Annotated in this window: 10 protein-coding genes; 5 read left to right on the top strand and 5 right to left on the bottom strand. The window is 72.2% G+C overall.

Annotated elements, in window-relative coordinates; all coding sequences use genetic code 11:
* Window positions 1–783 precede the first annotated feature (783 nt).
* Genes AB0I21_RS30100 through asnB form a run of 3 tightly spaced genes read right to left on the bottom strand, consistent with a single transcriptional unit; the run spans window position 784 to window position 4,932 of the window.
* Window positions 784–1,710 carry a PfkB family carbohydrate kinase gene (locus AB0I21_RS30100; protein ID WP_360566172.1) on the bottom strand — a complete coding sequence of 309 codons (927 nt, stop codon included), beginning with the start codon at window positions 1,708–1,710 and terminating at the stop codon, window positions 784–786.
* Window positions 1,711–1,722: 12 nt separating this feature from the next.
* Window positions 1,723–2,919: an ATP-binding protein gene (locus AB0I21_RS30105; RefSeq protein WP_360566174.1), complete on the bottom strand. Its 1,197-nt coding sequence runs from the start codon at window positions 2,917–2,919 to the stop codon at window positions 1,723–1,725.
* A gap of 54 nt (window positions 2,920–2,973) precedes the next feature.
* Window positions 2,974–4,932 (bottom strand): asparagine synthase (glutamine-hydrolyzing), encoded by a 1,959-nt coding sequence (gene asnB, locus AB0I21_RS30110; RefSeq protein WP_360566176.1) that lies wholly within the window; start codon window positions 4,930–4,932, stop codon window positions 2,974–2,976.
* 87 nt (window positions 4,933–5,019) lie between these two features.
* Here asnB and AB0I21_RS30115 point away from each other — a divergent pair, with 87 nt between their 5' ends.
* Window positions 5,020–6,462, top strand: a complete 1,443-nt coding sequence (locus AB0I21_RS30115; RefSeq protein WP_360566178.1) for an aminopeptidase P family protein — start codon at window positions 5,020–5,022, stop codon at window positions 6,460–6,462.
* Here AB0I21_RS30115 and AB0I21_RS30120 read toward each other — a convergent pair.
* On the bottom strand, window positions 6,459–6,941 hold the full coding sequence (locus AB0I21_RS30120; protein WP_360566180.1) for a cupin domain-containing protein: 483 nt from the start codon (window positions 6,939–6,941) through the stop codon (window positions 6,459–6,461). The two genes, AB0I21_RS30115 and AB0I21_RS30120, sit on opposite strands and share 4 nt — an antisense overlap.
* A gap of 60 nt (window positions 6,942–7,001) precedes the next feature.
* Here AB0I21_RS30120 and trmB point away from each other — a divergent pair, with 60 nt between their 5' ends.
* A complete protein-coding gene (trmB, locus tag AB0I21_RS30125) occupies window positions 7,002–7,649 on the top strand; it encodes a tRNA (guanosine(46)-N7)-methyltransferase TrmB (protein ID WP_360566182.1) in 648 nt (215 codons plus the stop codon).
* Window positions 7,646–10,162 (top strand): DUF3516 domain-containing protein, encoded by a 2,517-nt coding sequence (locus AB0I21_RS30130; protein WP_360566184.1) that lies wholly within the window; start codon window positions 7,646–7,648, stop codon window positions 10,160–10,162. Before trmB ends, AB0I21_RS30130 begins: the two co-directional genes overlap by 4 nt.
* Here the strand turns inward: AB0I21_RS30130 and AB0I21_RS30135 are convergent.
* Window positions 10,159–11,211: an alpha/beta hydrolase gene (locus AB0I21_RS30135; RefSeq protein WP_360566185.1), complete on the bottom strand. Its 1,053-nt coding sequence runs from the start codon at window positions 11,209–11,211 to the stop codon at window positions 10,159–10,161. The two genes, AB0I21_RS30130 and AB0I21_RS30135, sit on opposite strands and share 4 nt — an antisense overlap.
* An 84-nt stretch (window positions 11,212–11,295) precedes the next feature.
* Here AB0I21_RS30135 and AB0I21_RS30140 point away from each other — a divergent pair, with 84 nt between their 5' ends.
* Together AB0I21_RS30140 and AB0I21_RS30145 are read left to right on the top strand one after the other, a co-directional pair.
* The gene (locus AB0I21_RS30140) at window positions 11,296–11,874 is read left to right on the top strand and encodes a TetR/AcrR family transcriptional regulator (protein ID WP_360566186.1); all 579 of its coding nucleotides are present in this window, start codon (window positions 11,296–11,298) and stop codon (window positions 11,872–11,874) included.
* A gap of 28 nt (window positions 11,875–11,902) precedes the next feature.
* The gene (locus AB0I21_RS30145) at window positions 11,903–14,110 is read left to right on the top strand and encodes a catalase (RefSeq protein ID WP_360566188.1); all 2,208 of its coding nucleotides are present in this window, start codon (window positions 11,903–11,905) and stop codon (window positions 14,108–14,110) included.
* Window positions 14,111–14,214 lie beyond the last annotated feature (104 nt).

Genomic DNA, 14,214 nt, shown 5'->3' on the forward strand with positions numbered 1-14,214 from the left:
CCAGCCCTGCCGGCAGCATCCTGGCCACCCGGCGCCGGCGCGACGTGCTCGGACTTGGTCGCCGCCCTTGCGGCAGGTGAGGCAGCCCTGCGGGCAGCATCCTGGCCACGTCGAGATCTCCGACCACGCTCCCCTTGACGGCGCCCGCCCTTGACGGCGCCCGCCCGCGCCCGCGTCGGGCCTGGCGATCATGCGGTGCTTGTGGGTCAGGCGGCTCGCAGCGGCAGGGGGGTGTGGGTCAGATGGGTGGCGAGCGCGGATCGGGCCGGCGGTGAGCGCAGGTCGGACCGGGCCGTCGGTGAGCGTGGGCTGAGCGGGCGCCGGGCGCGGGTCGGGCTGGATCGGGCGGGTGGCGGGCGCGAAATCGGGGTGGGTGGCGGGCGCAAAGTGGGGCAGGCGGCGGGCGCGAAGTCGGGCGTGTGGCGGGCGCGAGGTCGGGGTGAGTGGCGGGCGCAAAGTTGGGCAGGCGGCGGGCGCGAAGTCGGGCGTGTGGCGGGCGCGGAAGCCGCCTGCGTGCGATGCGGGCGGCCCTGGCGTGAGCTGTCGAAGGGGGCGACGGTCGTGTCCATCGCCCGCTGCCGTGGACGGCGAAACCCGTGGTGCCGGCCATCCCCGCGCCGTCATCACGGACAGGACCTTCCATCGCCGTCCTGCGGTCCGCAAGCCCGGAGAGCGCCGTGCTGCGGGCCACAAGACCGCGGAACGGCGATGGCCGCGCGGAACGGCGATCGCCATGGGGCGACGGCCTGCGGCACGAGTTCGCGGGAACGCTGAACGGGCGGGTTACATGGGCAGGGTGGGGAAGCGGGCCCGCAGGGCGGCCACGGTGGGCATCGAGACCGCTCCGCCGCGGGATTCGCAGACCAGGGCGGCGACGTGGACCGCGACGCGGGTGAGGTCCGCCCAGCCGTCGAGGGTGGTGGGGAGGCCCTTGGTGAGGATGCCCCAGGACAGGGCGGCCATGGTGGCGTCGCCCGCGCCGGTGGCGTCGACGGCGGTGACGGTGGGGGCGGGGACGCGGACGGTGGCGGCGGCGTGGGCGACGAGGGCGCCCTTCGCGCCGTCGGTCACCACGACCGCGCCGGCGCCCAGGTCGAGCAGGCGGCCGGCGGCGTGCTCGGGGGACTCGCCCCACAGGGCGGCGGCGTCGGCGGAGCTGAGCTTGACCAGGTCGGCGGTCGCGGCGAACTCGGCCACCACGTCGGGGTCGACGCCGACGACCGGGCGGACGTTGGGGTCGAAGACGCGGATGGGGCCGGGGATGGCCCAGGCCGATCGGGCGGCGGCCAGGACGGGCGGGCTGAGCAGGCACATCGAGCCGCAGTACAGCAGCCCGGCGGAGCCGACGAGGGCGGTCGACAGGTCGGCGGGGGACAGCAGCGCGTAGGAGGGCGGGTCGCCGTAGAAGCGGAAGGTCGGTTCGATGCCGCGGAAGGTGGTCACGGCGAAGGTGGTGGCGACGCCGGGGACGGTGGCCACGCCGCGGGTGCCGACGCCGGTGGCGGTGAGGAAGTCGACGATGCGGGTGGCCCAGGGGTCGTCACCGACGGAGCCCGCGAACTCGCTGGCGGCGCCCAGGCGGGCGATGCCGACGGCGACGTTGAGCGGGGCCCCGCCGATGGCGGGGTGGTAGACGATCTGGCCGTCGTCGGTGGTGGACTCCAGCAGGTCGACCAGGGCTTCACCGATGACCACCGCATGTCCCGTCATCGCGCCAGTACATCACTTCGGCTGACGTGCCAGCCAGAGTTCGCGGGCGAGGTCGCCGGGGCCGAGCTGGGTGGCGGAGGGGGCGCGGCTGAGGACGGTGGCGCCGTCGGAGTCCTTGGCGACGTACCAGATCTGCTCCGGATCCAGGACGGGCAGGCCGTCGCTGCCGGGGCCGAACGGGGTGCGTGCGGTGAAGACCAGCTGCGCCCTCGCCGGGTTGAGGTCGCGGTCGCGGAGCAGGCGGAGCGCCTCGGCGGCGAGGTCGGGATGCACGGCGGCGTCCAGGTCGTCGACGAGCAGCACGCCGCCGCGTTCCAGCATCGGCAGCAGGGCGGCGAGCAGGTCGAGCCAGGCGATGGTGCCGTCGGACTCGGCCCAGCCGCCGAGGGGGACCGAGCCGGAGCGGCCGGCGTGGACGAGGCGGAGCAGGTCGCGCTCGACGCCGACGACGCCGAGGTCCGCGTGGCTGACCAGGAGCGTCAGCTGCTCGCTCCACCGGTCGGAGAGGTGGGCCAGGCCGCCGGCGAGCCGGGTGCCGGGGGCGAGGCGGACGGTCCGGATGCCGAACAGCCACGCGGCGATCGGGGCGAGCCACGGATGCTCCACGTCGGCGCCGAGCGACAGCAGCGTGACGGCGGACGGGCAGGCGGCGGCGAGGTGGTCGAGGCGGGCCTCGGGCAGGCAGCGGATGCCGGTGCGGTCCCGCTCGAACCAGACCCGCCGCCGGTCGCGGTCCGTGGCGTGCAGCCATTCGCCGGCGATCTCGTCGCGCTTGTAGGCGCAGCCGTAGACGTACCGGACGCCGTCGAGCAGGAACTCGATCTCGAACCGGGTCGGTAGCAGCCGGGCGGCCGGGTCGAGCTGGAAGGGCTCGAAGCGTTGCGTGGCGTCGTGGACGTCGCTGCCGGACACCGCGAGGGACCGCATCGTGGCCAGGGCGCGCAGGATGGTCGACTTGCCGGCGGCGGTCGGGCCGAACACCCCGCACAGCGGCGACACCCGGAGCGCCCCGATGGTGTTGTCCGAGGATCCGGCGGTACGTGAGGAGCCGGCGGAACCCTGAGCGACGGACGCGTGCGAAGGGTCAGGAGCACCAGAACAGCCGGCGCGCAGCGGCACGCCGAAGCCGCCGTCGGGGCCCGAGAGCAGTGTCAGCTCTTGGATGTCACGGACCGAGCGGGAGTTCTGGAGCCTGAACTTGAGCAGCATCGTCTACCGACGCTAAGCGTCTGCCAGCACGGCGGACAGTGTGCCGCGTAAAGATCACCAGGGATCTAACCCCGGGCCGTCGGCGACGGAGTGCGACACCGCCGTGGGGATCACGGGTTTGACGGTCTCCGTGACGAACACGGCGTGCCACATGCAGAAGACCAGCACCGTCCAGATCTTGCGGGAGTGGTCGGCCTCCTTCTTGCGGTGCGCCTTCAGCAGGCCGCGCACCACGTCGAGGTCGATGAGGTCGCCGGCGCCCGACGAGTCGAGCAGGCCGTGCGCCCAGTCGTGCATCTCGGTGCGCAGCCACGGCCGGATCGGCACCGGGAAGCCGAGCTTCGCGCGGTTGACGATCGGGTCCGGCACGACCCCGGCCAGGGCCCGGCGCAGCGCCGCCTTCGTCACCGGCGACTGGGTGCGCGAGCGTGGTGGCACCTTCAGGTCGCTCGGCAGCGTCGAGGCGACCTCGAACACGGCCCGGTCCAGGAAGGGCGTGCGCAGCTGGAGCCCGTGCGCCATCGTCATGCGGTCGGCCTTGACCAGGATGTCGCCGCGCAGCCACGTGTACAGGTCGATGTACTGCATCGTGGTGACGTCGTCGAGCGCGCTGGCCTCCTTGAAGACCGGCGCGGTGACGTCGGTGTGCCTGATGTCCGCCGTGTAGTGCCGCAGCAGCGCCGCCTTCTCCTCCTCGGTGAAGACCCGCGCGTTGCCGTAGTAGCGCTCCTCGATCGGCGTGGTGCCGCGCTCCAGGAAGCTCTTGCCCTTCACGCCCTGCGGGATCACCCGCGACACCGCCCGCAGCCCGCGCTGCATGGTGTCGGGCAGGTGGCTGACGCCGGCGAGGGACAACGGCTCCCGGTAGATCGGGTAGCCGCCGAAGAGCTCGTCGGCGCCGTCGCCGCCGAGGACCACGGTGACGTCCCGGGCGGCGCGCTCCGCGAGCAGGAACAGCGGGACGAGCGCCGGGTCGGCGACCGGGTCGTCGAGGTGCCAGACGATCCGCGGCAGCGCCCGCATCAGGTCCGCCGGGCCGACCTCCAGCGGCACGTTGGGCACCCCGAGCGCGCGGGCGGACTGCGCCGCCACCTCCAGCTCGGAGAACTGCGCGATGTCGTACCCGACGGTGTATGTCCGGATCGCCGGGTCGACCTCGGCGGCGAGCGCCACCAGGGCCGTCGAGTCGATGCCGCTGGACAGGAAGGCGCCCACCGGCACGTCGGCCCGCAGGTGCGCCTGGACGCTGTCGCGCAGCGCCGAGGTGATCCGCCGGACCAGGCCGTCCTCGTCGCCGGTCGGGGCGGGGCGCAGGTCCAGCTGGCCGTAGCGGCGGTTCGCGAGGGGGCCGCCGGGCGTGTAGACGAACGACTCGCCCGCACCCAGCCGCCGGATGTCGGGGTGCAGGGTGGACGGCTCCGGCACGTACTGCATCGTCAGGTAGTGCTGCAGGTTGGCCGGGTCGACCAGGCGCCGGCGCTCCTCGGCGACGAAGGGCAGCAGGGCCTTGCGTTCGGACGCCAGGTAGACGCCGTCGTCGGTCGTCAGCTGGTACAGCGGGCGGATGCCATACGGGTCGCGCGCGCCGAAGGCGCGCCTCGCCGAACCGTCCCAGATGACGAACGCGAACATGCCGCGCAGCCGGCTGACCGCGCTCGGCCCCCAGTGGTGGTACGCGGCGAGGATGACCTCGGCCTCCGACTCGGTGGCGAAGTCGGCGCCCCGGTCCTCGACCAGCTCCGCGCGCAGCTCGTCGGCGTTGTGGACCGCGCCGTCGAAGACGATGAGGTACCGCCCGCGGGTCACGCCCATCGGCGGGAACGACATCGGCTGCCGCCCGCCGGTGAGGTCCCGCACGGCGAGCCGGTCGGCCCCGAACACCACGTCGTCGGTGACGACCACGTTGGTGTCGTCAGGTCCGCGGTGGCGCAGCAGCTCCAGCGCGTCGACGACCGCGTCCCGGTGCGCCGCCGCCCGCCCGCGGGCACTGACGAAGGTGAGCAGCCCAGCCATCCCGTCCCTCCGCTCGTTCAGGAGAAAGTCTCGCACGCGGTACCGTCGCAGGAGGAGCACGAATTCGCAGCGATAGGACAGGCGGAGATGGACGAGAACGCGGGTGGCCAGTCGCACGATCCGGATTTCCCGGACCGGTTCATCGAGTTCATGCGCACCGGCTGGCGCGACTCGACCCTCGACGTGTCGCCCCGGCCGGAGGCGCCGGACCACGCCAAGCGCCGCGCCGAGCTGTCCGCGGCCTTCCCCGGTGAGACGATCGTCATCCCGACCGGCGTCGACAAGGTGCGCTCCAACGACACGTACCACCCGTTCCGCCCCGGCACCGACCACGCGTGGCTGACCGGCGAGCACGACCCCGACGCGGTCCTCGTGCTGCACCCCACCGGCGGCGGGCACGACGCGATCCTCTACGTGCGCCCCCGCTCGCCCCGCGACACCGACGAGTTCTTCCGCGACCGCAACCACGGCGAGCTGTGGATCGGCCGCCGGCACACCCTCGCGGAGAAGGCGACCGAGCTGCAGCTGCAGACCGCGCACCTGGACACGCTCGCCGCCGCGCTCGACGACGCCGCGCCCGGGCGCACCCGGGTGCTGCGGGGGTTCGACCCCACGGTTGACGGGGCCGTCCGGTCGGCGGATCCGGCCCGTGACGCCGAGCTGGCCACGGTGCTGGCGGAGCTCCGCCTCGTGAAGGACGCCTGGGAGATCGAGCAGCTGCAGGACGCGGTCGACGCGACGACCCGCGGCTTCGAGGACGTCGCGCGCATCCTGCCCGCCGACCGCCCGGTCAGCGAGCGGCTCATCGACGGTGTCTTCAACCTGCGCGCCCGCCACGACGGCAACGCCGTCGGCTACGGCTCCATCGTCGGCAACGGCGCCCACGCCGCGATCCTGCACTGGACCCGCAACGACGGCCGGACCCGCCCCGGCGACCTGCTGCTCATGGACATGGGCGTGGAGAACCGCAACCTGTACACCGCCGACGTCACCCGCACCGTCCCCGTGAACGGCACGTTCACCCCGTTGCAGCGCCAGATCTACGACCTGGTCTTCCGCTCCCAGCAGGCCGGCATCGACGTGATCCGGGCCGGCACCAGGTTCGACGACGTGCACCAGGCCTGCATGCGGGTCCTCGCCGAGGGCCTCGCCGACCTGGGCATCCTGCCGGTCAGCGTCGACGAGGCGATGGACCCGGCGTGCATCTTCTACCGGCGCTGGACGCTGCACGGTTTCGGGCACATGCTCGGCCTGGACGTCCACGACTGCGGCGAGGCCCGCAAGGAGCGCTACCGCGAGGGTGTCCTCGACGCGGGGTACGTCCTGACCGTCGAGCCGGGCCTGTACTTCCAGCCCGACGACGAGCTCGTGCCCGCCGAGCTGCACGGCATCGGCGTCCGCATCGAGGACGACGTCCTGGTCACCCCGACCGGCGCCGTCGTCATGTCGCAGGCCCTGCCCCGCTCCCCGGACGCCGTCGAGTCGTGGCTCGCCGCCCAGCGCGAGGCAGGACCCCGCCTGCCGGGTTAGTCCAGCCAGAACGTGTCGTGGGCGAGCATGAACTCGTCGCGCTCCAGCGCGGTCAGGCTGGACAGGTGCGGGAGGCCCTCGAAGTAGGCCTCCCGCGGCGCGCCGGGGGAGAAGTGCAGCAGCATCGAGGCGGGTTCGCCGGACTCGTTGCGGAACGCGTGGATGCCGCCCTCCGGCACGTGCACCCAGTCGCCGGGCTGCGTGGTGATCCACTCCTTGCCGTCGTAGATGCGGACCGAGCCCGACAGGATGTAGAAGGACTCGGAGATCGAGCGGTGGTAGTGCGGGTCCGGGCCGCTCGGCTGCGGGCCCATCTCCCACCGGTACAGGCCGAACTGCCCGTGCGTCGTCTGGCCGGTGGCCAGGTAGTGCACCGTGTTGCCGTTCGCGTAGGTGAACTCGGGCGGCGTCGCCGCTGGGCGGTAGGTGGCCGACAGCTCGCCGGTTGGCCCGAGGTAGTACGGCGGTGGATAGGACATACGATCACAATACGGCGCACCCGGCGCGACCTCGACGAAGCCAGGTAGGCTGTTGACCCCGTGAAGACCATCGAGCGCGTCCGCAAGCCCATCCGGACATATCACCCGCGCCGGGGGCGGCTCAGTGGTCGGCACTTCGACGCCCTCGAGCGCCTCACCACCGCGTACGGGTTCACCCCGGGGAACCGGGTCGACGTCCTGGAGATCGGGTCCGGGATGGGCGAGGCTACCCTCGAGATGGCCGCCGCGGACCCCGGCCGGCGCTACCTGGCGGTCGAGATCCACACGCCGGGCGTAGCGAACCTCCTCGCCAACATCGAGCAGCGCGGCCTGGCGAACCTGAGCGTGGTCAGCGTCGACGCCCTCGACCTGTGCCGGGAGCACATCCCCGACGGGTCCCTGGACGCGGTGCACGTGTTCTTCCCCGACCCGTGGCCGAAGGCCCGGCACCACAAGCGCCGCCTGATCCAGCCCGCCAACGTCGGGCTCCTGGCCGCGAAGCTGAGCACCGGCGGGCTGCTGCACTGCGCCACCGACGACGCCGGCTACGCGGAGTGGATGCTGGAGACCTTGACGAACGCCGCGAACCTGACCAACCGCCACGACGGCTACGCGCCGCGGCCGTCCCACCGGCCCGTCACGAAGTTCGAGCAGCGCGCCCTGGACGCCGGCCGCGTGCCCGCCGACCTGATCTTCGTGAAGTCATGAGCGCCGGACTGGCCGCCAGGGTCCCCAGGGGCGGCGACCCGGACACGGTCTTCGACGCGTTCGCGGAGTGGGCCATGGAGCAGGGCCTGGAGCTGTACCCGCACCAGGAAGAGTCCCTGATGGAGATCGTCTCCGGGGCGAACCTGATCCTGTCCACGCCCACCGGCTCCGGCAAGAGCCTCGTCGCCGCCGGGGCGCACTTCGCCGCCCTCGCCACCGACCGGACCACCTTCTACACCGCGCCGATCAAGGCGCTGGTGTCGGAGAAGTTCTTCGCCCTCGTCGCGATGTTCGGCGCGGAGAACGTCGGCATGCTCACCGGCGACGCGTCCGTCAACGCCGACGCGCCCATCATCTGCTGCACGGCGGAGATCCTCGCCAACATCGCGCTGCGCGACGGCGCGACCGCCGACGTCGGCGTCGTCGTCATGGACGAGTTCCACTTCTACGCCGAGCCCGACCGCGGCTGGGCGTGGCAGGTGCCGCTGATCGAGCTGCCGCAGGCGCAGTTCGTGCTGATGTCGGCGACGCTCGGCGACGTCACCAGGTTCGTCGACGACCTGACGGCGCGCACCGGCCGGCCGACCGCCGTGGTGAAGAATGCCGAACGGCCCGTGCCGCTCATGTTCAGCTACTCGATGGACCCGCTGCACGAGACGATCGAGGAGCTGCTCAGCACGAAGCAGGCACCTGTCTACATCGTGCACTTCACGCAGGCCGCCGCCCTGGAGCGGGCGCAGGCGCTGATGAGCATCAACGTGTCGACCCGCGCGGAGAAGGACATGATCGCCGAGGCGATCGGCCGGTTCCGGTTCACGGCGGGCTTCGGCAAGACCCTGTCGCGGCTCGTCCGGCACGGGATCGGCGTCCATCACGCCGGGATGCTCCCCAAGTACCGCCGCCTCGTCGAGACCCTCGCCCAGGCCGGGCTGCTGAAGGTCATCTGCGGCACCGACACCCTGGGCGTCGGCATCAACGTGCCGATCCGCACGGTGCTGTTCACCGCGCTGTCCAAGTACGACGGGCAGAAGACGCGGCTGCTGTACGCGCGGGAGTTCCACCAGATCGCCGGCCGGGCCGGCCGCGCCGGGTTCGACACGATCGGCACCGTCGTCGTGCAGGCGCCCGACCACGTCATCGACAACGAGCGGGCCCTGGCGAAGGCCGGCGACGACCCGAAGAAGCGGCGCAAGGTCGTACGCAAGAAGCCGCCGGAAGGCTCGATCGGCTGGGGCAAGCCCACGTTCGACCGGCTCGTCGACGCCGAACCCGAGCCGCTGCGCTCCAGCTTCCACGTGTCGCACGCGATGCTGCTCAACGTGATCAGCCGCCCCGGCGACGCGTTCGCCGCGATGCGGCACCTGCTGACGCAGAACCACGAGGACGTCCACTCGCAGCGCCGCCTGATCCGCCGGGCGATCGCGATCTACCGGGCGCTGCTCGCCGGCGGCGTGGTCGAGCAGCTCGCCGAGCCCGACGAGGAGGGGCGGCGGGTCCGGCTCACCGTCGACCTGCAGATGGACTTCGCGCTCAACCAGCCGCTGTCGCCGTTCGCCCTCGCCGCGATCGAGCTGCTCGACCGGGACGCGCCCGCGTACGCGCTGGACGTGCTGTCGGTGATCGAGTCGACGCTCGACGACCCGCGGCAGATCCTGTCCGCGCAGCAGTTCAAGGCCCGCGGCGAGGCCGTCGCCGCGATGAAGGCCGAGGGCATCGAATACGAGCAGCGCCTGGAGCTGCTCGACACCGTCACCCACCCGAAGCCCCTCGACGAGCTGCTCGACAACGCGTACAACCTGTACAAGCAGGGCCACCCGTGGGTCGCCGACTACCAGGTCAGCCCGAAGTCGGTGGTCCGCGACATGTACGAGCGCGCCATGACGTTCGTCGAGTACGTCAACTTCTACAGCCTGTCCCGCTCCGAGGGCCTCGTGCTGCGGTACCTGGCGGACGCGTTCAAGGCGCTGCGCCAGACGGTCCCCGAGGACGCCCGTACCGAGGAGCTCACCGACATCATCGAGTGGCTCGGCGAGCTCGTCCGGCAGGTCGACTCCAGCCTCATCGACGAGTGGGAGCGGCTGCGCAACCCGGGTGCCGAGGACGAGAAGGTGGTGCTCGACGACCGCCCGCCGGCCGTCACCCGCAACCTGCGCGCGTTTCGCGTCCTGGTCCGCAACGCGCTCTTCCGCCGGGTCGAGCTGGCCGCGCTGCGCCGCTTCGACGAGCTGGGGGAGCTGGACGGCGAGCACGGGTTCACCGCCGACGACTGGCAGGACGCGATCGAGGACTACTTCGACGAGTACGACTCGCTCGGCGTCGGCCCGGACGCCAGAGGTCCGGCCCTGCTCGTCATCGAGCAGAAGCCGGACCGGTGGTTCGTGCGCCAGATCTTCGACGACCCGGCCGGCGACCGCGACTGGGGCATCACCGCCGAGGTGGATCTCGCCGAGTCCGACGCCACGGGGTTCGCGGCGATCAGGGTCACGGCCGTGGGACCCATGTCCGACGCTTAGGCGTCGGCGGTGGTCGTGCGGAGCGCCGCCAGGAACTCCGCGGGGTGGGTGAAGGCGGCGAAGTGCGACGCGCCGTCGATCAGGACCAGGGACTTCGCCGGGGCGTCGACCTCGGCGAAGTACTCCACCGCCGGACCGGTCAGCGTGACCACGTCCTGCGCGCCCTGGAACAGGTGGAACGGGATCTCCAGCCGGGTGCCCTCCGCCCGGGCGTCGAAGCGCATGAACTGGGTGAACATCGCGTCCCGGACCGCCGCGAAACCCTTCAGCCAGGCGACCACGTCCAGCAGTGAGTAGTCAGGCTTCGTCAGCAGCAGCGAGAAGAGCTTCTTCAGGCCACCGTTGGGGTTGGACGGGTCGGTGCCCATCGACCACTGCATGCGCCGGCCCCAGGCCTTGACGTCCCAGGTGCGCGGGTCGGCGTCGAGCGCCTCGAGGGTGGCCACGCCCCGCTTGTTGCCCGCGGCGCGCAGCCGCTCCAGGGTGTCGAGCCGGCCCTGACGCTCGTTGTCGACCATGTTCACGTAGAAGTCGGTGCCGACATAGGCGCTGAACAGGTCGGGCCGCTGCCGCGCCATCGGCAGGCCGACGATCGTGCCCATCGAGCCTGCCATCAGGATCACCTTGTCCTTGCCGAGGTGGGCGCGGACGTGCTCGGCGACCTCGATGCCGTCGGCGACCATCCGCTCGAAGGTGAGCTCCTCCGGGGCGGGTGCGCCGTTGCGGCGCAAGGTCCGGCCGCAGCCGCGGCGGTCCCAGTGCACGACCGTGAAGTGCTTCTCCCACTCGCGGAGCGCGGCGGTGAACACCGAGTAGGGCGAGCCGGGGCCGCCGTGCACGACGAGCAGCACCGGGTTGGCCCGGTCCTCGCCGCGGATCTGCAGCCACTGCTCGACGCCGCCGATGGTGACGTAGCGACCCTCGACGATGCCGGCGGGGCTGGTGATGCGCGCCTCGGCGGCGCGGCGGTGCTTGAGGACCGCCCGGACGGCGAGGGGGGCGGCGGCGAGGGCGGCGACAGCGGCGGGGGCGATCAGCATCAGCGTCATGCCGAGAACTGTACGCACGTCTCACACAAACGTGCAAGAGAGATGTACAAGACGTTTGTGTCAGACGGCGCTATGCTTCGGGGCATGGGCAACAAGGAGAAGCTCCTCGAGGGCGCGCTGGCGTGCCTGCTCGACAAGGGCTACGCACGCACCACCGCACGCGACGTCGCGTCGGCGGCCGGGGTCAGCCTCGCCGCGATCGGATACCACTTCGGCACCACCGACGCGCTGCTCAACGCCGCGCTCGACCAGGCACTCGAAGCCTGGGGCGCCACCCTGGAGGAAGCCCTGCGCGGCGCCGCCGACGGGCCGGACGACGACCCCGCCGCCAGGTTCGAGGCCATCTGGGCGCGGATCATCGCGTCCGTCGAGGCGCAGCCGGCGCTGTGGAAGCTCCAGTTCGAGGTGGTCGCGCAGCTCGCCGTCCTGCCGGAGCTGCACGAGCGCTGGCAGCACTCGCTCGCCGCCGCGCAGGAGGGGCTCGCCGCGCTCTTCGGCGGGAGCCCCGGCACGGGCGCGTTCTATCAGGCGCTGCTCACCGGCGTGGTCGTGCAGCACCTCGTCGCGCCGGGCCGCGGGGTGGACGGCGCGCAGCTGGCGGCGGCGGTGCTGGAGGTGGCGGCGCACCTCCGCGGCGGTGAAGATGCCGCCGAACGCGTGTAAACGGCGCGAACCGCGGTAGCCCGTAGGTATGACCGCTGCGCTGACCACAGACCAGGGCATCCCGGTCGCCGACACCGACAACTCGCTGCGCGCCGGTGCCCGCGGGCCGAGCCTGCTGGAGGACTTCCATCTGCGGGAGAAGCTGATGCGCTTCGACCACGAACGGATCCCGGAGCGGGTCGTCTACGCCCGCGGTGCCGGAGCGCACGGCGTGTTCAAGCTGCACACGCCGCTGGACGACTACACGACGGCGGACTTCCTCACCGACCCGGACGCCGAGACCCCCGTCTTCGTCCGGTTCTCCACGCTGCAGGGCTCCCGCGGCTCCACCGACACGCCCCGCGACGCGCGCGGCTTCGCCACGAAGTTCTACACCCGGCAGGGCAACTTCGACCTCGTCGGCAGCAACATGCCGGTCTTCTTCATCCAGGACGGCATCAAGTTCCCCGACCTCGTGCACGCGCTCAAGCCGGAGCCGCACCACGAGATGCCGCAGGCGTCGTCGGCGCACGACACGTTCTGGGACTTCGTGTCGCTGCAGCCCGAGACGATGCACCACGTGATCTGGCGCATGTCCGATCGGGCGCTGCCTCGCTCGTACCGCATGATGCAGGGCTTCGGCGTGCACACCTTCCGTCTCGTGAACAGCCAGGGGCGCGGCACGTTCGTCAAGTTCCACTGGCGGCCGTCGCTCGGCACCCACTCGCTGGTCTTCGACGAGGCACAGCGCATCTCCGGCCAGGACCCCGACTTCAACCGCCGCGACCTCTGGGACGCGATCGCGTCCGGGAACTTCCCCTCCTGGGAACTCGGCGTGCAGCTGTTCTCCGAGTTCGCCCTCGACGACGTCGACCTGCTCGACGCCACCAAGCTCGTCCCCGAGGAGATCGTGCCCGTCACGCCGGTCGGGCGGCTCACGCTCAACCGCAACCCCGACAACTTCTTCGCCGAGACCGAGCAGGTCGCGTTCAACGTCGGCAACATCGTGCCCGGCATCGACTTCACCGACGACCCGCTGCTGCAGGCGCGGCTGTTCTCCTACCTGGACTCGCAGCTCAACCGGCTCGGCGGCCCCAACTTCGCGCAGCTGCCCGTCAACCGGCCGCACGTGCCCGTGCACAACCACCAGCAGGACGGCTCCCACCAGCAGCGGGTGCCGACCAGCCGGGTCACGTACTCGCCCAGCTCCCTCGCCGCCGAGGCGCCCGCCGGTTTCGTCTCCTACCCGGAGACCGTCGACGGGCCGAAGGAACGCAAGCGGAGCGTGACCTTCGCCGACCACTACAGCCAGGCGACCCTGTTCTGGAACAGCATGGCGCCGTGGGAGCGTGCGCACATCGTCGAGGCGTACCGCTTCGAGCTCGGCCGGGTCACCTCGATGGCGATCCGGGTCCGGATGGTCGAGCACCTCAACCGCATCGACCACGACCTGGCGGCGGCGGTCGCATCCGGGATCGGCGTCGAGGAGCCGGTCAGGTCCGTCGCCAACCACGGCCGCTGGTCCCCGTCCCTCAGCCAGGCCGCCGCCGCACCGGCACCGGTGGCCACCCGGAAGGTCGCGGTCCTCATGGGCGACGGCGTCTCCGCCCGCTGGGTCGCCCGCCTGCGCGACGACCTCACCGCCGAGGGCGTCGTCGTCGACCTGCTCGGCCCGGTCGACGGCACCGTGATGACCGACGACGGCCTGCCCATGGAGGTCACCCGCGCCCTGAGCACCGTGGCCTCCGTGGTGTACGACGCGGTCGCCGTCCCCGACGGGGTGCTCGCACTGCCCGTGGACGGCCCGGCGGTCCACTTCGTCGCCGAGGCGTACAAGCACGGCAAGCCGATCGCCGCCTCGGGCACCGGCGTGGACGTGCTGCTCCGCGCCCACATCCAGATCCCCGCGGCGTCCTCCCCGGCCGCTGACCCCTCGGGCGCCGCCTACGCCGCCCGCTCCGCGGGTCCGTCCGCCGGCGCGTTCAACGGCCCTCGCTCCGCGGGCCCTTCCGCCGCCGAGCCCGCGGGCACCGTCTTCGCCGCCCGGTCGACGGGCCCCTCCGCCGGCGCCACCCGCGGCCCACGCTCCGCCGCTTCCGCGCCCGCGGGCGCCTCGTCCGCCGCCCCGTCCTCCACGAGCGTCGCGGACATCGCCGACATGTCGCTCATCGTCACCGACGAGCCGGCGTCCCGCCTGCTGGCGGCGCTGGCCATGCACCGCAACCACGACCGGGACGTGACCTCGATCCCCGCCTAGCGCCGCCGCGCCCGTCCACTGGCCCTGTCCACTGGCCCGGGTCTACTGGCCCAGGGCCTTCGCTACTGGCCCAGGGCCTTCGCTACTGGCCCAAGGGCTTCTCC

The sequence above is a fragment of the Dactylosporangium sp. NPDC050588 genome (genome assembly GCF_040654975.1).
Taxonomy (GTDB): Bacteria; Actinomycetota; Actinomycetes; order Mycobacteriales; family Micromonosporaceae; genus Dactylosporangium; species Dactylosporangium maewongense.